Annotated in this window: 31 protein-coding genes; 17 read left to right on the top strand and 14 right to left on the bottom strand. The window is 70.9% G+C overall.

The window, feature by feature from the left end; genetic code table 11:
- Window positions 1-15: 15 nt before the first annotated feature.
- The 9 genes from RBJ65_RS18030 (at window position 16) to RBJ65_RS17990 (ending at window position 4,440) form a co-directional block, all read left to right on the top strand.
- A complete protein-coding gene (locus RBJ65_RS18030) occupies window positions 16-312 on the top strand; it encodes a hypothetical protein (protein WP_306317192.1) in 297 nt (98 codons plus the stop codon).
- Window positions 309-962 (top strand): collagen-like protein, encoded by a 654-nt coding sequence (locus tag RBJ65_RS18025; protein WP_306317191.1) that lies wholly within the window; start codon window positions 309-311, stop codon window positions 960-962. Before RBJ65_RS18030 ends, RBJ65_RS18025 begins: the two co-directional genes overlap by 4 nt.
- An 8-nt stretch (window positions 963-970) precedes the next feature.
- Window positions 971-1,297: a hypothetical protein gene (locus tag RBJ65_RS18020; protein WP_306317190.1), complete on the top strand. Its 327-nt coding sequence runs from the start codon at window positions 971-973 to the stop codon at window positions 1,295-1,297.
- A gap of 127 nt (window positions 1,298-1,424) precedes the next feature.
- A complete protein-coding gene (locus RBJ65_RS18015; protein ID WP_306317189.1) occupies window positions 1,425-1,811 on the top strand; it encodes a hypothetical protein in 387 nt (128 codons plus the stop codon).
- A gap of 2 nt (window positions 1,812-1,813) precedes the next feature.
- On the top strand, window positions 1,814-2,089 hold the full coding sequence (locus RBJ65_RS18010) for a hypothetical protein (protein ID WP_306317188.1): 276 nt from the start codon (window positions 1,814-1,816) through the stop codon (window positions 2,087-2,089).
- The gene (locus tag RBJ65_RS18005) at window positions 2,086-3,102 is read left to right on the top strand and encodes a tyrosine-type recombinase/integrase (RefSeq protein ID WP_306317187.1); all 1,017 of its coding nucleotides are present in this window, start codon (window positions 2,086-2,088) and stop codon (window positions 3,100-3,102) included. Before RBJ65_RS18010 ends, RBJ65_RS18005 begins: the two co-directional genes overlap by 4 nt.
- A 10-nt stretch (window positions 3,103-3,112) precedes the next feature.
- Window positions 3,113-3,697 (top strand): GNAT family N-acetyltransferase, encoded by a 585-nt coding sequence (locus tag RBJ65_RS18000; RefSeq protein WP_306332153.1) that lies wholly within the window; start codon window positions 3,113-3,115, stop codon window positions 3,695-3,697.
- A 104-nt stretch (window positions 3,698-3,801) separates the two neighbouring features.
- Complete coding sequence (locus tag RBJ65_RS17995; protein ID WP_306317185.1) at window positions 3,802-4,140, top strand: hypothetical protein; 339 nt, start codon at window positions 3,802-3,804, stop codon at window positions 4,138-4,140.
- 81 nt (window positions 4,141-4,221) lie between these two features.
- Window positions 4,222-4,440 carry a hypothetical protein gene (locus tag RBJ65_RS17990; RefSeq protein WP_306317184.1) on the top strand — a complete coding sequence of 73 codons (219 nt, stop codon included), beginning with the start codon at window positions 4,222-4,224 and terminating at the stop codon, window positions 4,438-4,440.
- 288 nt (window positions 4,441-4,728) lie between these two features.
- On the opposite strand, the gene RBJ65_RS17985 is transcribed toward RBJ65_RS17990, so the two are convergent.
- Window positions 4,729-4,914: a hypothetical protein gene (locus RBJ65_RS17985; protein WP_306317183.1), complete on the bottom strand. Its 186-nt coding sequence runs from the start codon at window positions 4,912-4,914 to the stop codon at window positions 4,729-4,731.
- 170 nt (window positions 4,915-5,084) lie between these two features.
- Window positions 5,085-5,462, bottom strand: coding sequence for a hypothetical protein (locus RBJ65_RS17980; RefSeq protein WP_306317182.1), 378 nt, complete (start codon window positions 5,460-5,462; stop codon window positions 5,085-5,087).
- Between the two features lie 56 nt (window positions 5,463-5,518).
- Between RBJ65_RS17980 and RBJ65_RS17975 the strand changes: the two genes are divergently transcribed.
- Window positions 5,519-5,707 carry a hypothetical protein gene (locus RBJ65_RS17975; RefSeq protein WP_306317181.1) on the top strand — a complete coding sequence of 63 codons (189 nt, stop codon included), beginning with the start codon at window positions 5,519-5,521 and terminating at the stop codon, window positions 5,705-5,707.
- 160 nt (window positions 5,708-5,867) lie between these two features.
- On the opposite strand, the gene RBJ65_RS17970 is transcribed toward RBJ65_RS17975, so the two are convergent.
- From RBJ65_RS17970 to RBJ65_RS17960, 3 genes are all read right to left on the bottom strand, one after another.
- Entirely contained in the window at window positions 5,868-6,131 is a 264-nt protein-coding gene (locus tag RBJ65_RS17970; RefSeq protein WP_306317180.1) for a hypothetical protein, read from the bottom strand.
- 9 nt (window positions 6,132-6,140) lie between these two features.
- Window positions 6,141-6,320 carry a hypothetical protein gene (locus tag RBJ65_RS17965; protein ID WP_306317179.1) on the bottom strand — a complete coding sequence of 60 codons (180 nt, stop codon included), beginning with the start codon at window positions 6,318-6,320 and terminating at the stop codon, window positions 6,141-6,143.
- A gap of 65 nt (window positions 6,321-6,385) precedes the next feature.
- The gene (locus RBJ65_RS17960) at window positions 6,386-6,619 is read right to left on the bottom strand and encodes a GntR family transcriptional regulator (RefSeq protein WP_306317178.1); all 234 of its coding nucleotides are present in this window, start codon (window positions 6,617-6,619) and stop codon (window positions 6,386-6,388) included.
- A 142-nt stretch (window positions 6,620-6,761) separates the two neighbouring features.
- Here RBJ65_RS17960 and RBJ65_RS17955 point away from each other — a divergent pair, with 142 nt between their 5' ends.
- Window positions 6,762-6,947 (top strand): hypothetical protein, encoded by a 186-nt coding sequence (locus tag RBJ65_RS17955; protein ID WP_306317177.1) that lies wholly within the window; start codon window positions 6,762-6,764, stop codon window positions 6,945-6,947.
- Complete coding sequence (locus tag RBJ65_RS17950; RefSeq protein ID WP_306317176.1) at window positions 6,944-7,132, top strand: hypothetical protein; 189 nt, start codon at window positions 6,944-6,946, stop codon at window positions 7,130-7,132. Before RBJ65_RS17955 ends, RBJ65_RS17950 begins: the two co-directional genes overlap by 4 nt.
- A gap of 148 nt (window positions 7,133-7,280) precedes the next feature.
- Here the strand turns inward: RBJ65_RS17950 and RBJ65_RS17945 are convergent, their stop codons facing one another.
- The 5 genes from RBJ65_RS17945 to RBJ65_RS17925 form a co-directional block, all read right to left on the bottom strand.
- Window positions 7,281-7,514: a helix-turn-helix domain-containing protein gene (locus tag RBJ65_RS17945; protein WP_306317175.1), complete on the bottom strand. Its 234-nt coding sequence runs from the start codon at window positions 7,512-7,514 to the stop codon at window positions 7,281-7,283.
- A gap of 547 nt (window positions 7,515-8,061) precedes the next feature.
- On the bottom strand, window positions 8,062-8,757 hold the full coding sequence (locus RBJ65_RS17940) for an HAD family hydrolase (protein WP_306317173.1): 696 nt from the start codon (window positions 8,755-8,757) through the stop codon (window positions 8,062-8,064).
- Between the two features lie 33 nt (window positions 8,758-8,790).
- Window positions 8,791-9,480, bottom strand: a complete 690-nt coding sequence (locus RBJ65_RS17935; protein ID WP_306317172.1) for a phosphatase PAP2 family protein — start codon at window positions 9,478-9,480, stop codon at window positions 8,791-8,793.
- Between the two features lie 66 nt (window positions 9,481-9,546).
- Window positions 9,547-10,482 (bottom strand): M56 family metallopeptidase, encoded by a 936-nt coding sequence (locus RBJ65_RS17930; RefSeq protein ID WP_306317171.1) that lies wholly within the window; start codon window positions 10,480-10,482, stop codon window positions 9,547-9,549.
- Between the two features lie 102 nt (window positions 10,483-10,584).
- Complete coding sequence (locus RBJ65_RS17925; RefSeq protein ID WP_306317170.1) at window positions 10,585-11,148, bottom strand: DUF5134 domain-containing protein; 564 nt, start codon at window positions 11,146-11,148, stop codon at window positions 10,585-10,587.
- A gap of 131 nt (window positions 11,149-11,279) precedes the next feature.
- Between RBJ65_RS17925 and RBJ65_RS17920 the strand changes: the two genes are divergently transcribed.
- Both RBJ65_RS17920 and RBJ65_RS17915 read left to right on the top strand, forming a co-directional pair.
- Window positions 11,280-12,956, top strand: a complete 1,677-nt coding sequence (locus RBJ65_RS17920; RefSeq protein WP_306332152.1) for an FUSC family protein — start codon at window positions 11,280-11,282, stop codon at window positions 12,954-12,956.
- A 56-nt stretch (window positions 12,957-13,012) separates the two neighbouring features.
- The gene (locus RBJ65_RS17915; protein ID WP_306324282.1) at window positions 13,013-13,549 is read left to right on the top strand and encodes a MarR family winged helix-turn-helix transcriptional regulator; all 537 of its coding nucleotides are present in this window, start codon (window positions 13,013-13,015) and stop codon (window positions 13,547-13,549) included.
- Between the two features lie 42 nt (window positions 13,550-13,591).
- Here the strand turns inward: RBJ65_RS17915 and RBJ65_RS17910 are convergent, their stop codons facing one another.
- From RBJ65_RS17910 to RBJ65_RS17900, 3 genes are read right to left on the bottom strand one after another with little or no spacing between them, the layout of a single operon-like run.
- Window positions 13,592-14,347, bottom strand: coding sequence for a cupin (locus tag RBJ65_RS17910; protein WP_306324283.1), 756 nt, complete (start codon window positions 14,345-14,347; stop codon window positions 13,592-13,594).
- Window positions 14,344-15,294 carry a PmoA family protein gene (locus RBJ65_RS17905; protein ID WP_306324284.1) on the bottom strand — a complete coding sequence of 317 codons (951 nt, stop codon included), beginning with the start codon at window positions 15,292-15,294 and terminating at the stop codon, window positions 14,344-14,346. Before RBJ65_RS17905 ends, RBJ65_RS17910 begins: the two co-directional genes overlap by 4 nt.
- Entirely contained in the window at window positions 15,291-16,388 is a 1,098-nt protein-coding gene (locus tag RBJ65_RS17900; RefSeq protein ID WP_306324285.1) for a Gfo/Idh/MocA family protein, read from the bottom strand. The genes RBJ65_RS17905 and RBJ65_RS17900 overlap by 4 nt, the downstream gene beginning before the upstream one ends.
- A 302-nt stretch (window positions 16,389-16,690) precedes the next feature.
- On the opposite strand from RBJ65_RS17900, the gene RBJ65_RS17895 reads away from it, so the two are divergent.
- The 3 genes from RBJ65_RS17895 to RBJ65_RS17885 all read left to right on the top strand — a co-directional run bounded on the left by RBJ65_RS17895 (window position 16,691) and on the right by RBJ65_RS17885 (window position 21,962).
- A complete protein-coding gene (locus RBJ65_RS17895) occupies window positions 16,691-18,127 on the top strand; it encodes an MFS transporter (protein ID WP_306324286.1) in 1,437 nt (478 codons plus the stop codon).
- Window positions 18,128-18,195: 68 nt separating this feature from the next.
- A complete protein-coding gene (locus tag RBJ65_RS17890; protein ID WP_306324287.1) occupies window positions 18,196-19,578 on the top strand; it encodes a sulfatase in 1,383 nt (460 codons plus the stop codon).
- Window positions 19,579-19,643: 65 nt separating this feature from the next.
- Window positions 19,644-21,962: a penicillin acylase family protein gene (locus RBJ65_RS17885; RefSeq protein WP_306324288.1), complete on the top strand. Its 2,319-nt coding sequence runs from the start codon at window positions 19,644-19,646 to the stop codon at window positions 21,960-21,962.
- Window positions 21,963-21,969: 7 nt separating this feature from the next.
- Here RBJ65_RS17885 and RBJ65_RS17880 read toward each other — a convergent pair whose 3' ends face one another.
- On the bottom strand, window positions 21,970-23,382 hold the full coding sequence (locus RBJ65_RS17880) for an NAD(P)/FAD-dependent oxidoreductase (protein WP_306324289.1): 1,413 nt from the start codon (window positions 23,380-23,382) through the stop codon (window positions 21,970-21,972).
- Between the last annotated feature and the right edge of the window lie 116 nt (window positions 23,383-23,498).

The raw sequence follows: 23,498 nt of genomic DNA, 5'->3' as shown, positions 1-23,498 counted from the left end.
CCGTAGGAGCACCACGTGCCCGATGAGCCGACCCTCGGCGAGGTCGTCCGACGCTTCGAGGACCGGTTCACCGACGTCCGCGACGACATTCAAGGCCTCGGCAAGAACCTTGAGAAGAAGGTCGACCAGCAGATCTACGACCTTCGGCACAACGCCCTCGCCGCACGCGTCACCACCCTGGAGACCCTGCGAGAGAAGGACGCCGAGAAGCTCGTCGCGACCCGCCGCTGGCTGATCGGCGCGGTCATCGTGCCGCTCGTCGGCATCCTGCTACCAGTCGTCATTCTGCTGATGCGGGGGTCTGGGTCGTGACACGCTCTGAGATCCGCGCAGACGAACGACGCTGGCGCCGCGGAGACCTTCTCGCAGTACTCGCCGCGCTGGCCCTCGGAGCCGTGTTCGCCTGGATCGTTCTGACCATCCAGGGCATGGCGCACGACATCAAGCAGAAGGACATCGACGTCGCCGCGCTCAGCCAGCAAGTCCGCGAACTGGGGGGCAAACCCGTCGCAGGACCACGCGGCGAAGCAGGCAAGTCCGTGTCCGGGCCCCAAGGAACCAAGGGCGAGAAGGGCGACCGCGGCAACCCCGGCCCATCAGGCTCACCCGGCAAGAGCGGCTCCAACGGAGACGACGGCAAGACAGGCGAACCCGGCGCCGGCGGATCGCCCGGCGTCGCAGGCGAGCAGGGTTCCCAGGGCGAGCAAGGAGCCCAGGGCTCCCAGGGTGAACCCGGGCCTGCGGGCCCGAAGGGCGACCCCGGGCCGGCCGGCGCCGACGGCAAGAACGGGGCGGACGGCAAGGACGGCCGCGACGGGCAGACCTGCCCCGACGGCTACTCCCTCCAGCCGCCGCCCACCGACCCGGACGCCCTGGTGTGCCGCCGAGACGCGACCCCCGGCGACGACCAAACCGCACCGCAGGCAGCCGCGTTGGACCCGACCCGCCGCCAGTACATGTAGGAGCCGCTGTGCCCGACCCGCAACCGATCTACCGCCGCCCTGACGAGTCTGCCGCCGACATGAGCAGCCTCGTGCAGCTCGGCCTCGCTGAACCGCAGCCCGTACCCGAACCTCCAGCCCCCACAGTGCCCCCCGATCAGACCACACAGGCGCAGGAAAACCGGGCCACACTCACCAGCGCACTCACCGACGCAGGCGTCACCAAGACACCAGACGACGAGCAAGCCATCAACGCACTCGCCCGCCTCAACCCCGCCGACATCGCCGCCGTCACCAGATGGATCGCCGCGAAGAACAGCCCGCCGGACAAGACGCTGCCCGACAAGGCCCTGTGACACGATCGCCCCCGCCCTCTGCCAACCGGCAGGGGACGGGGGCGATTCGCCGTGCCTGGCCCCGAGTTGGGCTGTATAGCTCTTGATAACATGCCATATCGCGGGCGACAGAACGGTACAATTAGCTATGGCTGATGACCTGACACTCGGAGAGATCCGCCGCGAACTTCAGCGCCTCACTTCCATGGCTGGCAGCGCCGAGCGCCCCAAGCCGACCCGCATCAACCCGCCCGATCACCAGTGGCCCGGCCACGAGTGGGATCTGCGCGAGATGACGCCACCGGGCGGCACCAAGGAGAAGGTGTGGGTGATCCGCACCGTGGACGAGCAGGACACCGCCGACGGGCTGGTGTATGTCTCCACTCCTGAATCGATGTATCCCGGCGTCGACTTCGTTCCGCTCTATGCCTCCGACGCCCGGCAACTCGCCATGTCCCTACTCGCGGCAGCGGACCGCGCGGACCACCAAGCGCTCGACGTACCCCGCCTCGAAGACCGACGGAAGGCGGGCTGACCATGACGGAGCCCTACGACCCGCTCCCGGAACTCATCGAGCGCGCCGAGAAACGTCCCGACGGTGTGAGCCAGTTGAAGGACGTCGCCCGTCTCGCCCTCTCCTGGCACCGACCAACCCTCACTTGGGTCACGGACGGCGTCAGCAGGGACCCCGAGACCGGAGAGGAACTCTGGCGGGCGGCCACCGTTTATGCTTGTGGCGTCGGCGAGTTCCCGTGCGGGTATCGGCAGCAACTCACGGCGATTCTCGGAGTGGTCGAGGAGTACCAGCCGTGACCGACCTCATCCCGCACCAGCCGGACGGCACCCCTGCCGTCCGTGACGCCGCAACCCTCGCTGTCCTCGCCGCGATGGAGCAGGCCGCCGAACAGCACCTCGACGCCATCCGCCCCAACAACACGAAGCGCGGCTACGCCAACGACTGGGCGCTCTGGACCGAGTTCCACGACTGGCTCGCCGAGCAGACGGGCCACCGGCTCGCGTTGACTGACGTCACCAAGGGGACGCTGGTCGGGTTCGTCGTCTGGCTCGACACGATCAAGCTCGCCGCGCCGACCAGCATCGACCGCAGGATCACCGGGGTCACCGTCACCGCGCGCGGGCTCGGCGCCGAAGTCCCGAAGGTCGCCACCGTCGCCGCACGGCAAGCGCTCAAGCCGATGAAGAACGACCCCGAACGCATGGCGCGCGGTAGAGGGAAGGCCGCTGCCGTCACGCCCGAGCATCTCCGGCAGATGAACGCCGCCGTCGCCAACGGGCTCGCCGGACTCCGAGACCGAGCCCTCTGGCTCATGGCCTTCGGCATCGCGGGACGATCCGCCGAGGTCGCCGAACTGCGGGCAGAGTCCATCGTCCACGTGAGCCAGGGCCTGGAGGTCCACGTCCCCGCCGTGAAGGGACGTCCGCCCCGCGATGTCGTCGTCAGCTACGGCAAGAACGCCGAAACCTGCCCCGTCCGCGCATGGCTCACCTGGCGCGCCGCGTCTGGCGTCACGAGCGGGCCCGCCTTTCTGCCCATCGACGTGTGGGGGCACCTCGGCAACCGAGCCCTCTCCCCGGAAGCCGTCCGCGAGATCATCGCCCGCAACGCCGAACGCGTAGGCGTCGCCGTCCGGTTGACCGGCCACAGCATGCGATCCGGGTTCATCACCACCAGTCGCAAGGCAGGCAAGCGCGAAGAGAAGATCCGGGCACAGTCCGGACACGCAGAGAACAGCCCGGCCTTCTGGGGCTACATTCGCGAAGCCGACAAGTGGACTGACGCGGCATCCGAAGACATCGGGCTTTGACCCGGACAACGTGGAGAACGACATGGCGATGCAACTTGCCGAGAACGTCACGCTGGAAGGGTACGTCTCCTCGAAGGGCAGCGATCTTGCCAGCCTCAAGGAGATGTACACCGACTACCTCATCGAGGAGCACGAGCGGATCGGTGAGCTCGCCTTCGGGAGCCCGGTAGCCGACTACCTCGTAACGTCGTTCATCCGCCGAGATGGCGCGAACGCTGGGTTCGTGTCACTGGACTGGGGCCGACGCTCTGTGGAGTTGATCTACGTTCGGCCGGAACACCGAGGCCAGGGACTGGCGAAGCTGGCCTTGACGGAGCTGGACCGAATCTGCCCCACGACCCTGGCTCTCAAGACACCCCTGTCGCCCGGCGGAGAGGCGTTGTGTACAGAATTGGGGCTCGGGCGAGCAGACAACTTCCCCGATGAGGAGGCCAAGAACGAGGAGGCGCTCCGCATCATCGGAGAGGGCATCAAGGGCACCTGCCAGCACAAGAGCAAGGGAAGGCGGGGCGGCGACCCACGCAAGCTCTGTAAGCGCTGTTACCACAAGGCTCTCCGAAGGTACGCCGATGCCGTGATCGCCAAGTTCGCTTAGCCCCAGGCTGAAGCTGGGGAAGGCGCTTGAGACAGAACGCTCAACGTGCCCTACCGTGTTGGCAGGCGCGGGGCCTGGAACAGATCGAGTCTGGGAGGACTCACATGTACGCACCCCGCGTGAACGCCGCCAAGTTCATCTCGCGCTACCTCGGTGAGCCGCACGAGACCGATCTCGGTGGCGAGGAAGCACACGAACTTCTCGCCACCGCGCACGCCGATATCTGCTGCCCGCCGTCCGGGCACCGCATCAGCTGGGCAGACGTCTACGGCAGCGCCGACATGCTGCCGCTCACGTGGAAGGCCGACATGTTCGTCGACTTCAGGGGCGAGCCGCATCCCCTGCCGAGCCACCTCACGGAGGTGCAGCGGGAACGGGCCGTCCGAGCACAGAAGTTGGCCGTCTGGATCCGCAGCGAGGCTCAACGACGGAACATCTGCTAGTCCGTCGGCACCTCGTGCAACACTGCCGGTGCGCCCGCCATGCACCCCCCGTCATGGCGAGCGTTCTGCCATCCTGGGTTCATGAATCTCGTACTGCGGGCTGGCCGCGCGTACTGGCGGTTGAACGAGCGGGCTTGGGCGACGGTGCGCCGTGCGACGGTGCCGCTGCTCGCGGCCACCGGCGCCGCGTCGATGGTGTGCTGGGTGCTCGGCGTGAGGAGCGGGGACCCGCTCATGCTGTGGGCGCCGGCGTTGTTCGGATCGGTGATGCTCGTCGGGGCAACTGCCGCACGTAGGTAGCCAGTTCTGGCATTGTGGCTGTAGCAGCTGAACCGTCCACGGTTGGCGGTGTAGGCGGCTTCCGTCTGGTGTGGGTGGTCCGCGACCACCTCCCGGGACACCAGGCCTACGGCATGACGCGAACGCCGACCCGGCAGGGGAAGGCCCTCAGGGCCCGTGTAGGAAGTCGCCGGCGACGGGGACGACCGAAGGCGGCACGCGACGCCTGTGCTGTGAGGCCAAGGGTCACAGACTCCGCGTGAACTCAGCGCCCCGCCTCTCACCCCGTGGAGGCGGGGCGCTCGTGCGTCAGTCTTTCGGCTCGAGCACCTGCCCGACCTTGACGGGCACGACCTCGACGTTGGTGCAGCCGTCGGCTTCGAGTTCGGCCTTGCGGTCGTCGGCGCTCTTCTTGTCGTAGTGACAGACAGAGGCATGGTTTCTGCCTTCCGCATCGGTCCAGGTCAGCCCGTAGTCATCCATGGTGATCGCCATGCCGACAATCATGGATCACGACACTGACAATCCTGCTGAGCCGGTGGCCGCGCGCCCACGGTGGGCAGGGCGGCGACGTTCTCGGCGAGCGCGACAGCGACGGGATACTCCACGAGTCCAGGCTCGTTGCCCTGCGGCGGGTCGGCCTGTGCGGCTACTCCGGCCGGCCGTCACGCCCCTTCGTCGGATTCGATGCGGCGCATTCGGTGTCCGCGCAGTCCGGGCATGGGGTTGCACGTCTCGCACGGGGCGAGCTGCCGCTGGTCGGCTCCTACCTCCCAGGCGAGTTCTTCGGGGAGGTAGTAGTCGACGGCTCCAGGGTTCTTTTGACAGCCGCCGCGGTGGAGGATGTCGGGCCCGTCTTCGGTGCGGGCGGGTTCGATGGTGAAGCGTCGCTCCCGGTAGGAGGCCTCCTTCATGCGCTCCCAGTCGGCGGCCTTCTTCTCCAGCTCGGCGATCGCCTTCCGAGTCTGCGCGAGCTGGTACTCCAGCCACGCTTCGACGGCGCGATGTTTCGCGAGGCGCGCCTCCGGGTTCAGGTCGTGCATACGTTCGATTCTATGCTTGGCATCTATCGATCACGACCAGGGGAGACGATGCCGTCATGGACTCGGCAGGCAGATACAGGCTCACCCTCACCGTCGACGGCGCCACGGTTGCGACCGGCTGGTGGGAGAAGCCTGCGACTGCGGACAAGAAGTTCCGCGATTGGATTGGCGACCACGGTCACGGCACCGCCCGCATCTTCCTCGTCGACACCGAGACTGGTGAGACGCTGAAAGCCTGGCCGTAGCCCCAGTGTTGTCAGTCCCCGCGGCTACGCTGACCGTACTTATCCGCGCTGCTGGCTGCGCGCGGCTACTCGAAAGCCCCGCCGGATGACGACCCGGCGGGGCCTGAGTCTTGACGCTCGTGATCTACCACTCTGGGGCCAGTTAGTAGATCACTAGCAGCTACGCCGCGTCGGTCGCCAACTCCGGGTGCCGCACGATCTTCTTCACGGTCATCTCCAACGTCTGCGGAATCGACGTCCGGGCGGTCGTTGCGGCCTCAAGCCATGCATCCCATGCAGCCTGCCACTCGGCGTGCTGCTCCTCGGTCCAGCCGTCACCGGCGCTCGGGGGACCGAATCGTTCCTGCAGCTCGCGCACCTTACGGTTCGCGTCGTCGGCAGCCTGCTGTAGCTGGATCATCTCCGGGGTTGGTTCATCGCTCACGACCGGATTTTACGCCGCCTCCACGATCTCCCCACGCACCGCCGCTGCCCACTCCACGATCAGTACCTCGTAGCGGGCGCGAGTCTCCCCGTACAGCCAGCCGCCACACGACTCGACGAGCGTGCGGATCTCCGCGTTGACCGCGTCAGCAGAGCGCACGGGCTCCTCGGCCGGGGGAGTGGGGATCATGTGGAGAACGTTAGTCGCCGCCACTGACAGTGATCCAGAGGCGACAGGAATCCGGCATATACCGATCACCGGCCGATGACGAAGATGCCCATGCCGGTGACGGTCTCGACCAGGCCCTCATCCTTCAGTACTCGGGTGGCCTTGCGGAGGGTGTCGCGGGCGACGCCGTACTCCTGTTCCAACTCCACCATCGACGGGATGCGCCGCCCCGGAGGGATCGTTCCGTCCTCAATCTTCCGGCGCAGGTCATCGGCGATCTGCCGGTACGGGGGAACGGGCCCCTCCCTATCGATGATCATGGTACCGGACGGTAGGCGACTGCCGCCCACCTGCCATAGCCACCCCCAGGGCTAGCAGGGGGTAGTACGGTGGTTCACCACGCAAACACCCCCGCATCCGCGACCACGGACCGGGGGCAGGCCGACGGAGTGGAGCGTCGACATGGACCAGCCTAGCCAGCACCCCGCCACCGCCATAGAGCCCCAAGTCTGCTGCCACTGCGGCAACCTCACCCGCGATGCCGTAGTGGTCGCGAGGGCTTTCTCGTCGAGCGGCGTCGGCACCGCCATCTACGCCTGCACAAAGGACGCGCCCCGCTACCGGCGCGACGACGGGGGCCAGTCATGACCGAGCACCGCGTCGAGATCACCCACGTCTGCTACATCCGGAAACCCGACGACGTCATCCGCTGCACGCGCCTGCCTCGACACGACGGCGACCACCACAACTACCTCGTCGGCGTCACCGACTCGACGGGGCGCCGGCCGGGCGTGTGGTGGCCGCGGCGTGACGGTGAGACACAGTTCGACTGACGCGCGTCTCGCCCCTGAGCGTGACTGCTGGTCACACACGGGTGTGAACGGAGTGCGCTCACTCTTGCACTATGCGCGCTTCCCGCATATGACGTTGAACGCGAAAGTAAGAACGCTGAGCCCGGCCCCCGCTCGGCGGACAAGTCCGCTACCGCAGGAGGTCCGTGACGTGTACGTGCAGCACGCGCGCGATCCGGAGGAGGGTCGCGATGGTCGGATTACCGTGACCTGATTCGATCCCCTGATAGACGCTACGGCTCACCGGGACGGCCAGGAATACCTGCTCCTGGGTGAGGTTGAGATCCAGGCGGATGGCGCGGATGCGGTCACCGATGGCGCGGCGCTCGGCGAGCAGCCAGGCGTCGTCATCGGATCGGGTCACCCGACAAAGCTCTGAGTTTCATGATCACAAGTCAGCCCGGTATATCGGGCATTCTTCGATCATGGAAGTTCGATGACCAGGCGAGGGCGATTCGTGAAGACTCCAGCAGCCCTGCGGCATATGCCGCAGGGCCAGGGGTAGTGTGGGTGATTCGAACCTGTGTTCGCTCGAAAGGGTGAATACCTCCAGGCCACGGCATCCGTTAGGCAGGATGGGACACCTGACGGGGAAGACGTGTCGGCGGGCCGCCTCATGGGCGCCCCCCAGTGTGGCCGCCGACGCGGAGCGGCTCCCCCGATATGCGCATCGGGGGAGCCGCCACTCCTGGCACACAACCTCTCCGTGGGAGATTCCTGGGAGACGATCTCCCAAACGCAATCCGGAGCAACGCCCAACGAAGCCGGAGCAACGCGGCGCGAATCAGTGTCTGGCCAGGCAGAAGCCAGAGAACGCCAAGGTCACGAACACCCGTCCGGCCGTATTCGGGCGACGCGGGGGATCGTCCGAATACGGCCGTGTCGTGCGGCGCCTCGTTCGTGACACCTGCTCAGATCAGGTCGAGCACCGGCCGAAGCCCGCCCGGCCGTTCGTCCACCGGCAGGTGGTCCACGAAGTGCAGCGCGCAGCCGAGCTCCGCCGCCCCGCCGTCCGCGCGCCGGTCGTCGCCGACCATCAGCGCGTCACCGGGCGCGACGCCCAACTCCTCGCAGGCCGCCGCGAACAGCCGCGGGTCCGGCTTCGTGACGCCGTGCCGGTACGACAGGACGTACGCGTCGACGTACGGGTCGAGGCCGTGCTCGACGAAGACGGGGCGCGGGTCCCAGCCGATGTTGCTGACCACGGCCACCGGGACGCCGCGCTCGCGCAGCGCGGCCAGCACCTCGCGGGCGTCGGGGTAGGGCCGCCACGCGGCGGGCGTCATGTGCCGGTCGTACAGGGCGTCGTAGAGGCGGTCGTCCGGCAGCGCCACCTCGCGGGCCAGGCCCGTGTACGCGGCGCGGTGCCGCGAGGCGTCGACGTCGCGGACGGCGATGAGCTCGGCCAGGTGCTCGGGGACGTGCGGCTGGTGCGTGGTGCCGCCGGGGCTCGCGCCGACGTCCGCCAGGCCACGGGCCGCGCGTACGAACTCCTCGTCCGGCATGGTCAGTTCGGCGTCGTCGAGCACGGCGCGCAGCCAGGAGTCGGCGGACTCGATGCGAAAGAGCGTCCCGGAGAAGTCGAAGAGCACGGCTTTGATCGTCATACGGCCGATCCTCGGGCCCGGCGAACTCTCGGGTCAAGCACGGGCGTTGGGCGCCGCCCACCTGTCGTACGCCGCCGTGGCCAGCGCCACCGTCAGCGCCCCGAGCAGCCAGCCGCCGAGCACGTCCGAAGGCCAGTGCACGCCGAGCCACAGCCGGGTCAGGCCGACGCCGAGCACCGACACCACGGCGAGGACGAGCGCGGGGTACCAGAGCGCGGGCCCGGCCCCGTACCGCCGCAGCAGCCACAGCACGAGCCCGCACACGACGGCCGCCGTCATCGCGTGCCCCGAGGGGTACGCCGCGTAGTGCGCCGAGTCGACCGGCTCGCGCCACACCGGGCGCGGCCGGTCGAGGGCCGCCTTCAGGCCCTGTTGCAGGAGCGTCCCGACCAGGCAGGTGGCGGCGACCCATCCGGCGAGCACCCAGTCCCGCAGCCGCCACACGAGCGCGAGGACGACCACGGCGCACAGGGCCCGCATGGTCCACGGGTCCCACACCCAGTCGGTCAGGACACGGGCGGCGTGGGTGAGCCCGGGATCGTCGAGGGCCCGCTCGTGCAGCGAGCGTGCGACGGCGCGGTCGAGATCCATCAGCGGACCCCACCGGAGTGCCACGAGGAGGGTCAGTACGACGGAGCCGAGGGTCAGGGCCGGGACGGGTGCCGCGAGCGGACGTGCGGATCGGGGGCGACGGGGCGGAGAGTCGAGCCGTGCCGGGTGCATGGGAAAGATCCTCGCTCATCGACCGCCGCGCGGGCCATCCTGGCGCGCGCGGTGTGCGCGGCGTGGCTACCCCAGCGCCCGCAGACCGGGCACGAACGCGACCAGCAGCGGCACCAGCGGGATCAGCGCCGCGGCCGCCGTCAGGCGCAGCCGGTGCGCGGGCGTCAGGCGTGACTGGGGAGCGAGCAGCCTGTGTACGCGCTGCGGGACGTGCGCGTGCGTCGTCGGGCAGGGCCCGAACACGCCACGGTCCTCGTTGAGTTCGACCAGTGCGAGCGCGATGCTCATGCGGCCGAAGCGGCGCGAGGCCACGTCGTCCGCCGCGAGCTCCACCAGGCGGTGCATCTCGTCGCGGAACGAGGCGAACACCGGCACCTGCGGGAAGCCGGCGGCCAGCGCGCCCGAGCAGTGCAGCAGCCAGTCGTGCCGCCACCGCGCGTGCCCCATCTCGTGCGCGAGCACCGCGTCCAACTGGCGCCCCTTCAGGCGCTGCAACGCGGCCGTGGTGATGACCAGTTGGGGCGTCGCACCCGACAGCCACCAGGCGTCAGGACGCTTGCCCTCCAGGATGACCAGGCGGTCGGGGCCCGGCTCCTCACCGGGCAACAGCGGGGCCCGGTCCAGGAGTTCGGCCCGCCGCGCGCGCCGCCGCGCCCGCGCGGCCCGCACCTCGCGCACCAGCATCGCCACCGTCCACGCCCCGCCGAGCGCGAGCGTCACGGCGAGGGTCTCCGCCCACGGCCCCGAGGCGCGCAGCGCGTACGCGTCCACGACGCCGTGCGGCGCGCCCGCGAACACCTGGCCGCGCACGGCACCCCAGGCCGCCGCCGCGCTCAACGTCATCGACAGCACGCAGCACAACAACACCCCCGCCACTACGCACTGCCACGCCCACAACGCGACGATCGGCTCCCGCTCCGTCCAGCCGGCGCGCGCGAGCAGCCGCGGCGCGACCAGAGCGGCAAGGGCGCCGAGCAGCAGCAGTGCTACGGGGACCGTCATGGCCGTCACCCTATGAGGCGGGCGCTACCCACGGGTATGGCCTGGCGCGGCAAGTGACGTATGCCACGGTTTCGTTGGCCGTCACATCGTCTTCGTCGGCCGTCACATCGTCAGGAGCATCGCCAGCATCCCGATCCCCATCGACAGGCGGCACGCCCGCGCCAGCTCCGGGCGGTCGCCCCAGCCCGGCGCGGCCGCCGATCCGGTGGCCGTGGCAGTGGCCGTCGCCGTGGCCGGTACCAGGCGGGCGCCCGACCACAGCACGTACACCGTGAAGTAGACGAGGAGGCCGCCCGTCAGGGCCGGGGTGCCCGCGCCGCCGTGGTGGGCGTGGGCCTCGGGGCGGGCGGCCATCGCCACCGCCATGTACGCCATGGCGAAGGTGCCCACCAGGTGGTGCAGGTGATGGGCCCCGTTCCTGGCGGCCCAGAGCGCGCGGAGCGCGGCGGCGCCGAACACGGCCGCGTACAGGAGCCATGTCCAGGCGGGCGGCGTGAGCACCGCGGCGGGCACGGCCATCAGCGCCATGCCGAATCCCATCAGGGCCTCGCCGCCGGCCGTGCGGCGCTGCTCCTCGACGTCGCTGCGCAGGCGCAGCAGGCAGTACGCGCCGGTCGCCGCGCACAGCGCGACCAGCAGCCAGGCGGCCGAGAGCGGTCCGTGCACCGGGTCCCCCTTCTTCTTGTGGGTCTCCGTCTCCGTTCGTCCGGGAGATGCCCCGGCGGGCGGGTGCGTACGGCGGCGCAGGGGAGCACGCGAAAATCATTCACGGGTAAAACACCTGCTAAGCTTTATTTATGAGCAGCACACCACCCCCCTCCAGAACCCCCGCCAGAACCCCCGCCGTCCATCGCCTCCCGCTCGCCGGAGTGCTGCGCATCAACAAGCCGTCGGACACCTGGATCAAGCCCGCGACCAGCGTCGTCGTCGCCACCGCGATACCGAACCTGACGCTGCTCGCGCTCGGCCGGCTCGACCTGGCGATGTACACGATGGCGGGCAGCCTGTGCGCCCTGTACGGGCACAACCTCCCGTACGCGGCACGCGCGCGTGCCCTCGCCGGGGTGATCGCCGGAATGTTCGCGAGCATCGCGGTCGCCCTCGTCGCCGCCTCGCTCACGACGTCCGCGGCCGTCCTCGTCGCCGTCGGCGCGCTGCTCGCCGCCGCGCAGAAGGGGCTCTGCGACGCCACCCGGATCGGGCCGCCCGGACACCTGATCTTCACGTTCATCAGCTCGGCGACCCTGTTCGCGCCGCAGACCATCGGGCAGGTGCCGGGCCACCTCGGGCTGATGCTGGCCGCCGCCGCGGTCGCCTGGCTCGTCGGCATGGCCCCCGCCGTCGTACGGCCGCACGGCCCCGAGCGCCGGGCCACCGCCCGCGCCCTGAACGCCGCCGCCGCGTACGTCGACCGGCCCGAGCACGCGCCCGCCCGCGGCGCGGCCGCCGCCGCCGTGCACGCCGCCTGGCAGTCGCTGCTCGCCACCGGCGCGCGCACGGAGGCGCGGCGCGCCCTGGAGCGGCTCGTGCTGCGCGCCGAGGTCGCGATCGCGGCGCCCGCCGACACCGACGCGGACCAGTTGCGCGCCTGGGCGGGCGGACTGCGCGGCGCGGGCGCCGTGCCGCGGCCCGCGCGCATCGCGGGGATGGACGACGAACTCCTCGGCATCGAGGCCGAACTCGCGGGCGGCAAGCCCTCGTTGTGGCGGCGGATCGGCCCCGGCTCGCCGCTTCAGCCGATCGTCCTGCGTACGTTCGTCGGCTGCGCCCTCGCCGGATACGCCTCGCTCGCCATCGGCGTCGGCCGCCCCTACTGGGCCCTCGTCACGGCCGCCTCGCTCTACCAGGCCAACCTCACCCTGTCCTGGAACCGGGGCGTGCAGCGCGTCGTCGGCAACATCGCCGGTGTCCTCGTCTTCGCCGCCATCGTCCCGCTCGCCCACGCCAGCCGGATCGCGCTCGTCCTGTGCGTCCTCGCCTGCGCCTTCGGGGCCGAGGCGCTCATCACCCGCAACTACTGGCTCGGCAGCCTGTGCGTCACGCCGATGGCGCTCCTGGTCACCGAGTTCGCCCGCTACCAGGAGCCCGGCGAGCTGATCGGCGACCGGATCGTCGACACCCTCGTCGGCGCCGTGCTCGGCGTCGTCGCCGCCATCGTCGTCACCAACCGGCGCGCCACCAACGGCATCGAGCGCGCCCTCACCACGAGCGACACCGCCCGCGAGAGCGCCGAGCGCACCCTCGCGCTGCCCGCCCCTGGCCACGCCGCCCTGGAGACGGCCCGCCGCAATCTCGCCGCCGCCCTCGTCGACCTGCGCGCCGCCGCCGACACCGCCGCCGGCGAGTGGTGGCAGCGCGCCCTGCCCGAGGAGCGGGTCCTCGCCGCCGAGCAGTCCGGCCACCGCACCCTCGCGGCGACCGTCCGCCGCCAGGCGACCGCGGGCGACCCGAGTGGTGCGGGCGCCCCGAAGTAGCGGATAGTGGCGGACGCACAACGTTCGGCCCATGAGGAAGGTCCGGTCAGGCAGGCATGAGCACGCAGCAAGGCGCGGCGGCAACGGGGCCGCTCGACATCGTGTCGTCGGTCGTACGGCAGTGGCAGTCCGTACGCCCCGACATCGACACGGCGCCCATGGAGATCATCGGCCGCATCAACCGCTGCGCCGCCCTGCTGCAGCAGGCCGAGGACGCGCCGCTGCGGCACGCGGGCCTCACCAGAGCCGAGTTCGACCTCCTGGGAACCCTGCGCCGCACCGGCCGCGAACTCACCCCGGGCGACCTCGCCCGCGAGACCTTCGCCTCCGGCGCCGCCGTCACCAAGCGCCTCAAACAGCTCCAGGAACGCGGGCTGATCGTCCGCCGCGGCGACACCCGCGACCGCCGAGTCTCGCACCTCAGCCTGACCGACGAGGGCCGCGCGCTCGTCGACGACCTGCTGCCGAGCCAACTCGCGTACGAGGGCTCGGTCCTCGCGGGCCTGGGGGAGGGGAAGGACGAACAACTCGGGGTGCTGCTCGGTGAGTTGCTCCTCCAGCTGGAGGGACGGCTGGGCAGCGGGCCGAAGTGACGCCCCGGCGCCCGCCGCCCTCCCCGTCAACTCCCGTACCGCTCAGCGCGGCAGCGTCGCACCCTCGATGCCGTACTCCTCGCGGCGCCCGCACATGCCGAGGCCGCCGTGGCGCGTCGGCGTCGCGGAGTGCGCGGTCGACGCGGCGAGGTAACCGTCGGCCGCACCCGCTTCCAGGGCGTCGAGCTGGGCCCCGGTGCGTTCGGCGGCGGCCAGGGCGCCGGTGCGCCACAGCTCGCGCCACGCGGGAACGCGCGGGCGCACAAGGGCGGCGGCGGCCCGCTGGAACGCGCGCAGCGGCTCCGCGTCGCCCGCCGCGAGGGCCTCGCGCAGCGGCAGATACCCCTCGACCGCGAGGTCACGGCGGCGCCGCGCGGCGGCCTCCGCCTCCGTCGGCTCCGCGGGCAGCGAGGCAGCGGCGGCGTACTTCTCCGGATCCGCCAGATACTCCGGCGGGAACGTGAACACCGCGTCCCCCGCCTCCGGGAGCCCACTGTTCTGCATCAGGACGGTGACGCGCAGCTCGCCGCCCTGCACCATGCGGTGCACCGTGCCCGGCTCGAACCACGCCACCGAACCCGCCTCAAGGGGCGTGTCCCGGTAGCCGTCCGGGCTCAGCGTCTGCACGGCGCCGCGCCCGCCCGTCACGACGTACGCCTCCGTGCACACCAGGTGCAGATGCGGGCTGCCGCCACAGACGCCGTCCGCCGCCTCCCAGTCGTACGCGGACAGATGCGACAGTCCGATGCCGCCGGGCAGCGGCCTGTCGAGACCGGCGGCGGTGTCCGGGCGGCTCACCACGCGAGCTCCTTCAGGCGGCTCGCCACTCGCTCCCGGTCCCAGGCGCCGTCGGCGACCACGATCCGGTACCGGTAGCGGAAGGTCTCGCCCGCCGGCAGCGCGAACTCCTCGAAGAACGCCCAGGAGAACGCCACCGTCGGAATCGGCTCCGAGCGCACGAACCAGTGCGAGGCGTGGATCGCCTCCGCGTTCTCCGGCGCGTGCTCGAACACGAGCGTCGAGTGCGCGTCGACGTCGTCGTGCTCGCCGGTGAACGCCAGCCACGGCCCCTGCGTGCCCATCAACTCGCCCTCGGCGTCCGGCCCGAAGACCTTCCCGCCGGTGAAGTCGCGCGGCCCACGCCACTGGAGACCCGTGTACCCGGCCATCTCGCGGCCCGCCGTCGTCGGCGAACCGAAGCGCAGCGCCTTGCCGTCCTCGCGGGTGTTCGTCAGCTCGATCGACCAGTCGACGGCGTACGAGCCGGAGCCCGCGTCCACCGAGTGCACCCGCACCCCGCGCAGCTCACGCGCCCACTCCGCGCCGCCGTTCTCGATCCATGTGAGCCGCTCGCCGAAGTGCAGCTCGTCGTCGCGTACGTCCACGGCGTCGAAGCCGTCGTGCCGCATCGAGCCGATGCGGTCGTGCAGCGGCAGATAACCCTCGCCGTGCACATAGCAGTTGCCGCCCCAGAAGTTCTGCCCGGAGAGATGGCTGGCCGTCATCTGGAGGCCCTTGTGCCAGCGGTGGTCGTTCGGCCGGTAGCCCGAGACCAGGTTCCCGGACAGCGTGCGCAGCGGGTGCACATACGGCTTGCGGGCCTCGAAGGCGTCCGGGTCCGGCTTGTAGACGTAGGAGAAGAGGTCCGTGCCGGTTGCGGCGGAACGCACCACGACGCGCTCGCCGTAGCGGTGGTCGACCTGAAGGGTGTTCCCGGCATCACTGTTCACTGCTTCGGGCTTCACTGCTTCGGGCTCCAATCCGGGTGGTCTCCGTGCATCGCCGCGTAGAACGGGTCACCGGGGCCGATCTCGCCGGCCGTGACCGTGCCGCCGGTGAACGCCGACTTGTAGAGCGCGGCGGCGAACTCCAGCGTACGGCGGGCGCTCTGGCCGCTGCCGGGCGGCCGGACCCCGGCGTCGTACGCGTCGAGCAGCGCGGTCAGCTGCGCGGTGTGCGAGCTGGGTACGTCGGCGGTGGGCGCGGGCGGCGGCTCGGTGCCGGGGGCCGGGGTGTAGCGCCAGTCGTCGTTGCCGTGCCCGTACAGGTGCGTCAGCTCGACCGTGGCCTTCTCGCAGTCGACGCGGACGCGGCTCGTCTCGTCCGGCGACAGCACGGAGTTGACGACCGTACCGAGCGCGCCGTTCTCGAACCGCACCAGCGCGGTCGACACGTCCTCGCTCTCCGTGTCGTGCACCAAGCGGGCCGCCATCGCCCGGATCTCGGTCCAGTCGCCGAGCAGGTGCAGCATCAGGTCGTACTGGTGGATGCCGTGACCCATCACCGGGCCGCCGCCCTCGCTGGCCCAACGGCCGCGCCAGGGCACCTCGTAGTAGGCGGCGTCGCGGTACCACGTCGTCTGGCAGTGGGCGACGAGCGGGCGGCCGAGCGTGCCCTCGCCGAGCAGCGCGCGGGCGTGCACGGCGCCGGAGCCGTAACGGTGCTGGAAGACCACGGAGGCGTACGCGCCACTGGCCTCCTCGGCGGCGGCGATCTCGTCGTACTCGGCGAGGGAGAGGGTGAGCGGCTTCTCGCACAGCACCCAGGCGCCGGACTTGAGCGCCGCGACGGTCTGCTCGCGGTGGAACACCGGAGGGGTGCCGATCAGGACGAGATCGGGGCGCGCCTCTTCGAGCATCGCGGTCAGGTCCGGGTACGTGCCGACGTCCGCGAATCCGGCCTCGGCGGCCTGGGCGCGGAAGACGTCGAGGCGGTCCTGGTCGACGTCGACGGCGGCGACGAGTTCGACGCGGTCGCGCAGGGCGGTGAGGGCGGGCAGATGGCTGCCGGTGACGATCGCGCCGGTGCCGACGACGGCGGCGCGGAGGGGGCTTGGCATGCGGGTTCCTCGCGGAGGCGTATGGGGGGAAAGCGCTTTCCGTTGAGGGTGACCCTATGTGGAGGTCAGGGCTCGGTTCAAGGGGTCGCGGTCGCGGGGCCATGCCCCGGACGCCGCCGCCCAATCGCCGCAGGCGCGCAATGGATTGAAACGAATCAGTAATGTTCCCGAACCCATTGACACGGCCGCACACCGCAGGTTCGTATGAAGCCGCCTTCGGGTCGACCATCTGTCGAGCCGCCATCTCTGGAGCGTTTCAAAACGCCGATCGCGGCCACACCACACCGAGGAGAGCTATGAGCGTGACCGCGTCAAAGGTGTCGCGTACCGCCGAAGTGCCCACCGCAGGGCGGGCGATGTGGCGGAAGGCCGCGGCGAGCGGCTGGGTCGGTGGTGCCCTCGAGTACTACGACTGGTTCATCTACGCCCAGGCCGCCGCGCTCGTCTTCCCGGGGATCTTCTTCCCGGAGGGCAACGCGACCATCGCCGTGCTCGCGTCCCTCGGCACGTACGCCGTCGGATACGTCGCGCGCCCCATCGGCGCCGCCGTGCTCGGTCACTGGGGAGACAAGAAGGGCCGCAAGAACGTCCTCGTCCTGGCCATGCTCCTGATGGGTGTCTCCACCTTCGCGGTGGCCCTGCTGCCCACGTACGGCCAGGTCGGCATCGTCGCCCCGATCCTCCTCACCCTCGTCCGCCTCGTCCAAGGCTTCGCCGTGGCGGGGGAGTTGAGCGGAGCCAGCGCGATGATCATCGAGCACGCGCCGCACGGCAGGCGCGGCTTCCTCGCGAGCTTCGCGCTGCACGGCACCGTCGCGGGCCAGATCCTCGGCGCCGCGATCTTCCTTCCCATGTCGATGCTGCTGTCCGACGAGGCGTTCAAGTCCTGGGGCTGGCGCATCCCGTTCGTGCTCAGCGCGGTGGTCGTGATCGCCGGGTTCGTGATCCGGCGGCGCGTCGAGGAGTCCAGGACCTTCGAGGAGCAGCAGGACGCCGACGGGACCGGCCCGCGGGCGCGCCGGGTGCCGCTCGTCGAGGCGTTCCGGGAGAACTGGCGGGAGATCCTCCGCGCGGTCTGCATGACCCTGGTCAACGTCATCGGCGTCACCGTCTCGGTGTTCGGCGGCGCGTACGCCACGCAGTCCGGCTACGGCGTCGGCATGAGCACGAGCGTCTACCTGTGGATCCAGATCGCCGCGAACATCGCCGGCTTCTTCGTCGTCCCCGTCTTCGGCCACCTCTCCGACCGCTTCGGCCGCCGCCCCATCATGATCGGCGGCGGACTGGCGGCGGGCCTGCTCTGCTACCCGTACCTCTGGGCCGTCAGCTCCAACAACGTGCCGCTGACCTTCGTCCTCGCCATGCTCTCCTGGGGCGTCGCCTACCAGGCCTGGAACGCCACGTTCGCCTGCTTCTTCCAGGAACTCTTCCCGGCCCACCGCCGCGTCACCGGCTTCGCCCTCTCGCAGAACGTCGGCCTGGCGATCATCGCCTTCCTCCCGACGATCTTCACGATGGTGGCCCCGCCCGGCTCCTCGAACGTGCCCCTCACCATCGGCACGCTCTGCCTCGTCATCACGGTCATCGCCTCCATCGCGACCTGGAAGTCCCCGGAGACGTACCGCGTCCCCCTCGACCAACTCGGCAACCCGGACGCGAAGCCGCTGCCACGCGAGGAGTACGAGCGACTCCGCACGGCCGAGTCGAGCCCTGCCGATTCAAGCCCCTCCGGCGATTGAGGTGCGGGGTCCGGGGCAGAGCCCCGGGGCCGTACCCCCGGACCACCCGCCACGATCGGAGAGGCCCCGTGCCCAAGCCCGCCCACCCGAACGTCCTCCTCCTCCACGCCCACGACCTGGGCCGCTTCCTCGGCTGCTACGACGTCCCTACGGTGCGCACCCCGTCACTCGACGCCCTCGCCGCAGACGGCATACGCCTCACCAACGCCTTCTGCACCGCCCCCCAGTGCAGCCCCTCCCGCGCCGCGCTCTTCACCGGCCGCTACCCCCACAGCACCGGCGTCATGGGCCTGACCCACCACCGCTGGGACCTGTACGAGGACGAGCGGCACCTCGCCGAACTGCTGCGCACCGCGGGCTACCGCACCGACCTGATCGGCATCCACCACGAGTCCCTGGTCCGCCCGGACGCCGAAGTGGCCGAACGCCTCGGCTTCGACACCGTCGACACGCTCGGCGAGGCGCTGATCGACCAGCGCGCCGAACGCGTCGCCGACCGTGCCATCGAGGCGCTCACGGCCCGCGCCGCCGACCCCGACCGGCCCTTCTACCTCCAGGTCGGCTTCCTCGAACCGCACCGCCTCCCCAGCCGCACCTTCGACGGCGTCACCATGGGCTTCACCGGCGACCACATGGAACCCGACGACTCCCTCGGCGTCACCGTCCCCGGCTACCTGCGCGACGACGCCGGCGCCCACGAGGAACTCGCCGAACTCCAGGGCGCGGTCGCCTACATGGACGCCGCCGTGGGCCGCGTCCTCGCCCACCTCGACGCCCTCGGCCTGACCGAGAACACCGTCACCGTGTTCACCACCGACCACGGCCTGGCGCTGCCCCGCGCCAAGTGCACGCTGTACGACCCGGGCCTGGAGACGGCCCTCCTCGTACGGGCCCCCGGACTCGGCTGGAGCGGCGGCCGGGTCGTCGACGACCTCGCCAGCAACGTCGACCTCGTCCCCACCCTCCTGGCGGCGACCGGCATCGAAGCCCCGCCGAACCTCCACGGCCACAGCCTCACGGCCGCCCTGTCCGGAGCCGGGCAAGGGCCTCAACGGGACGTGATCTTCGGTGAGTTGACCTACCACAACTATTACGACCCGCGCCGCTGCGTCCGCACCGACCGCCACAAACTGATCGTTAACCTGGACCACGCCCTCGCCCACACCGCCGCCGTCACCCAGTCCTGGCGCCCGCGCTCGACACCGCACGCCGGCCACATGGGCTGGCCCAGCGGCAAGTTCGAGCTCTACGACCTGCACGCCGACCCCTGGGAGACGGTGAACCTCGCCGACGACCCGCGGCACCGGGACACCCTGGACGACCTGCGCGCCCGCCTCCTCCAGTGGATGACGGACACCGCCGACCCCCTCCTGAACGGCCCAGTGCCCTCGCCGAGCTACACGTACGCCAGAGACCTCCTGACCCAGGGCGCAGCGGCCACGGAACTGTAGTGCCACCGGGAGGGGGGTGAGAGAAACCCTTGTCCAGGCCCCGGGGAAGGGGAGAAGGTCACCGGATGAGCACCGAGCACACCAGCCCCACCGCCCCACCTTCCAGCGGTGCGGGGAAGACGTCCAGCTACGAGGTGCCGGGCCTGACCGCGCCCGTCGAGATCCTCCTCGACCCCTGGGGCGTGCCCCACCTCTACGCCTCGTCCGCCGGCGACCTGTTCCGCGCCCAGGGCTTCAACGCCGCCCGCGACCGCCTCTTCCAGCTCGACCTGTGGCGGCGGCGCGGACTCGGCCTGCTCAGCGAGGTGTTCGGCCCCGACTACGTGGAACACGACCGCGCGGCACGGCTGTTCCTGTACCGGGGCGACATGGCCGAGGAGTGGCAGGCGTACGGCGAAGGCGTCGAGGAGGCGGCCCACGCCTTCGTCGACGGCATCAACGCCTACGTGGACCTGTGTCACACGGGCGAGGCCGAACCCCCGCCGGAATTCGGCCTCCTGGGCTACGAACCCGCCCACTGGAACCCCTCCGACATCGCCCGCATCCGCAGCCACGGCCTCCAGTACAACCTCCGCGACGAGGTCGCCCGCGCCCTCACCCTGCGCGACCACGGCCCGGCCGCCGAGGACCTGCGCCGCCGCCGCGAACCCGCCCCGCACACCCTCCAGGTCCCCGAGGGCCTCGACCTCACCGTCATCCCCGACGACGTACTGCACGTCTACGACCTCGCCACCACGCCACCCTGGTCGACGGCCGCACCCCGCCAGGGCCTGGACGGCTCCAACAACTGGGTCCTCGACCCCACCCGCACCGCCACCGGCCGCCCGATCCTCGCCAACGACCCGCACCGCGCCATCACCCTCCCCTCCCTCCGCTACCTCGCCCACCTCAGCGCCCCCGGAATCGACGTCATCGGCGCCGGCGAACCCGCCCTGCCCGGCCTCTCCATCGGCCACAACGGCCACCTCGCGTTCGGCCTGACGATCTTCCCGATCGACCAGGAGGACCTGTACGTCTACGAGACCGCGCCCGACGACCCGTACGCGTACCGCTACGGCAACGGCTGGGAGCGCATGACATGCGTCGTCGAGCGGATCCCGGTACGCGGCACGGCGCCCGCCGACACCGAGCTGTGGTTCACCCGCCACGGCCCGGTCATCCGCCAACTCCCTGACCAGAACGCCGCGTTCGCGGTCCGCGCCGCCTGGCTCGGCCCCGGCATGGCGCCCTACCTCGGCAGCATGGACTACATGCGCGCGAAGGACCCGGACGCCTTCCTCACCGCCCTGCGCCGCTGGGGCGCCCCCGGCGAGAACCAGGTGTACGCCGCCCCGGACGGCACGGTCGGCTGGCGGCCCGCGGGCCGGGTGCCGGTGCGGCCCGGCTGGGACGGCACGCTGCCGGTGCCGGGCGACGGCCGCTACGAGTGGGACGGCTTCCTCGACCTCGACGAGCTGCCCTCCCAACACGCGCCGGAACAGGGCTGGTTCGCCACCGCCAACCAACTGAACCTGCCGCCCGACCACGACAACGACCGCCACACGGTCACGTACGACTGGTACGCCCCCACCCGCTACGACCGCATCGCCGAGGAACTCTCCGCGCGCGACGACTGGACGGTCGCCGACTGCGTCCGCCTCCAGACGGACACGGTGAGCCTCCCGGCACGCGCCATCGTCGGACTACTGGGGGAGGAGACCCAACCAGCCGACGCGGTACGCCTGTTGAGGAACTGGGACTGCCGCCTCGCGGCCGACTCGGCGGCCGCCGCGCTCTTCGAGGTCTGGTACCGGCGCCATCTGCGCCCTGCCCTGTACGCGAAGGCGTTCGGCGGCCCGGTCCCGACACGCGTGCTGCCCGTCGATGACCCCTCCGCCGACGCCCGCGTCGACCTCGAACTGCTCGACCGCGGCCTGGCCACGCCCGACCTCCTCACGGACACACTGCGCGCCGCCCACGCCGACTGCGCCCGCCGCCTCGGCCCCGACCCGGCCACCTGGACCTGGGGCGCACTCCACCGCGCCCACCTCGTCCACCCGGCCGCGGCCCTGCTCGGCGACGACGCCCGGTCAACCGCCCCTGATTGGACGGAGATCGGCCCGGCCGCACGCGGCGGCAGCGGCGACACCGTGGGCGCGGCGGCGTACGGCGGCGACTTCCGGCAGACGGCGGGCGCCAGCTTCCGCCTCGTCGTCGACGTCGGGGCATGGGACGAGTCCGTGGCCATGAACTCACCGGGCCAGTCCGGAAACCCGGCCGGCGCCCACTACTCGGACTTGTTCGAGGAGTGGGCGGCCGACGGATCCTTCCCCCTCCTCTACAGCCGCCAACTGGTCGAGAAACACGCCCAGTCGACCATCACCCTGCGCCCCACGAGCTCCTGACGGCAGATCAGGTGATCGGCAGATGCGGCTTCTCGGGCGCCATCGACCGCCCGTCGACATACGCCGACACGACTTCCCGCAACTCCTCGGAGGAGAGATACGCGTCCGTCATCTCGAAGTCGCGGAGCGTCGCGGGCCGGTGCCGCTGGAAGCCGGTACGGACGAAGTCGTCGCCCGCGACCGCGTTGAGCGTCCAGTTGGCCGCCGTACGGAAGCGCGCCGTCAGCGTGCGCAGCGCGCCGATGTGGTAGCCGCGGGCCACGACCTGGGCGGGCAGGCCGGTCAACTGGACGCCGAGCGGCTTCGACACGGCCTGGATGCCGCCCAGGTCGACGACGAGGCCGAGGTCCTTGTGGTGGTAGGGCGCCAGCGGCGTGCCGCGCACCGAGGCGAGGATGTTGCGGGCCGCGGCCCAGCCCTGCCGCATCGCGTGCTGCGCGGTCGGCGGGCACATCGCGTCGCCGCCCTTGGCGAGGTCGGGCACGGCGGCCGCGTCGCCGAGCGCGAACACGCCGTCGAGGTGCGGCACCGTCAGCTCGGGCGTCACCACGAGCCGGCCCCGGTTGGTCTCCGCGCCGAGCGTCGCCACGAGGGGGCTCGGCGCGACACCGGCCGTCCAGATCAACGTATGGCAGGGCAGCTCACGCCCGTCGGTCAGGGTCACCGTGTCCTCGGTGACACTCGCCACCGACACGCCCAGCGAGACGTGCAGTCCGCGCCGCTCCAGGATGTCCATCGCCTTCTCGCCGAGCCGCTCGCCCAGCTCCGGCATGAGCTTCGGCGCCACATCGACCAGGTGCCACTTGATGAGCGCCGGGTCGAGCCCCGGATACCGCTTGACGGCGGCGGTCGTCAGACGTTGCAGATACGCGGCCGTCTCCGTGCCCGCGTAGCCGCCGCCGACCACCACGAACTGCAGCCGCGCGGCCTGCTCGGCCGGGTCGGAACTGGCCGCCGCCAGGTCGAGCTGCGTGATCACGTGGTCGCGGATCCAGGCCGCCTCGGCGAGCGTCTTCACGCCGACCGCGTACTTGTCCAGGCCCGGAATGTCGAACTGCCGGGTCACACTGCCCGGCGTCAGCACCAGGTAGTCGTAGCGCTCGACGCTGACCTCGCCGTTGATCTTCCGTACGACGACGGCCTTGGCCTGCGGGTCGATGCCGATCGCGCCGCCCGGCACGATCGCGGTGCGGCGCAGCATCCGGCGCAGCGGCACCGCCACGGACTGCGGGGTGAGCACGCCGGAGGCCACGTGCGGCAGCAGCGGCAGATACAACTGGTGGGCGGTGGGGCTGACGAGCCTCAGCACCGCCTCACCCGGCTTGAGCTCCTTCTCCAGCTTGTGCGCGCACTCCATGCCGGCGAATCCCGCGCCGATGATCAGGATCCGGGGGACGGACGACGTACGGGCAGTGGTCATGTCGCATCTCTCCTGGGGTGGGCTGCGTGGGACCGGTGGGGCGTCGTCGGTCCTGCGTATCCGGATCGGCGCGGCCGAATCCCGACTCCGCCATCCTGCGTCCCCCTGCGCCCCCT

This window comes from Streptomyces sp. KL109B (genome assembly GCF_030766935.1).
Lineage (GTDB): Bacteria > Actinomycetota > Actinomycetes > Streptomycetales > Streptomycetaceae > Streptomyces.
This window is presented reverse-complemented; position numbering and strand designations above follow the sequence as displayed.

Coding starts and splice junctions, on each gene's coding strand:
- RBJ65_RS18015 (WP_306317189.1), top strand. CDS start 1,425: ATGGCTGATGACCTGACACTCGGAGAGATCCGCCGCGAACTTCAGCGC.
- RBJ65_RS18010 (WP_306317188.1), top strand. CDS start 1,814: ATGACGGAGCCCTACGACCCGCTCCCGGAACTCATCGAGCGCGCCGAG.
- RBJ65_RS17995 (WP_306317185.1), top strand. CDS start 3,802: ATGTACGCACCCCGCGTGAACGCCGCCAAGTTCATCTCGCGCTACCTC.
- RBJ65_RS17990 (WP_306317184.1), top strand. CDS start 4,222: ATGAATCTCGTACTGCGGGCTGGCCGCGCGTACTGGCGGTTGAACGAG.
- RBJ65_RS17985 (WP_306317183.1), bottom strand. CDS start 4,914: ATGGCGATCACCATGGATGACTACGGGCTGACCTGGACCGATGCGGAA.
- RBJ65_RS17980 (WP_306317182.1), bottom strand. CDS start 5,462: ATGCACGACCTGAACCCGGAGGCGCGCCTCGCGAAACATCGCGCCGTC.
- RBJ65_RS17975 (WP_306317181.1), top strand. CDS start 5,519: ATGGACTCGGCAGGCAGATACAGGCTCACCCTCACCGTCGACGGCGCC.
- RBJ65_RS17965 (WP_306317179.1), bottom strand. CDS start 6,320: ATGATCCCCACTCCCCCGGCCGAGGAGCCCGTGCGCTCTGCTGACGCG.
- RBJ65_RS17960 (WP_306317178.1), bottom strand. CDS start 6,619: ATGATCATCGATAGGGAGGGGCCCGTTCCCCCGTACCGGCAGATCGCC.
- RBJ65_RS17955 (WP_306317177.1), top strand. CDS start 6,762: ATGGACCAGCCTAGCCAGCACCCCGCCACCGCCATAGAGCCCCAAGTC.
- RBJ65_RS17950 (WP_306317176.1), top strand. CDS start 6,944: ATGACCGAGCACCGCGTCGAGATCACCCACGTCTGCTACATCCGGAAA.
- RBJ65_RS17940 (WP_306317173.1), bottom strand. CDS start 8,757: ATGACGATCAAAGCCGTGCTCTTCGACTTCTCCGGGACGCTCTTTCGC.
- RBJ65_RS17935 (WP_306317172.1), bottom strand. CDS start 9,480: ATGCACCCGGCACGGCTCGACTCTCCGCCCCGTCGCCCCCGATCCGCA.
- RBJ65_RS17930 (WP_306317171.1), bottom strand. CDS start 10,482: ATGACGGTCCCCGTAGCACTGCTGCTGCTCGGCGCCCTTGCCGCTCTG.
- RBJ65_RS17920 (WP_306332152.1), top strand. CDS start 11,280: ATGAGCAGCACACCACCCCCCTCCAGAACCCCCGCCAGAACCCCCGCC.
- RBJ65_RS17915 (WP_306324282.1), top strand. CDS start 13,013: ATGAGCACGCAGCAAGGCGCGGCGGCAACGGGGCCGCTCGACATCGTG.
- RBJ65_RS17900 (WP_306324285.1), bottom strand. CDS start 16,388: ATGCCAAGCCCCCTCCGCGCCGCCGTCGTCGGCACCGGCGCGATCGTC.
- RBJ65_RS17885 (WP_306324288.1), top strand. CDS start 19,644: ATGAGCACCGAGCACACCAGCCCCACCGCCCCACCTTCCAGCGGTGCG.
- RBJ65_RS17880 (WP_306324289.1), bottom strand. CDS start 23,382: ATGACCACTGCCCGTACGTCGTCCGTCCCCCGGATCCTGATCATCGGC.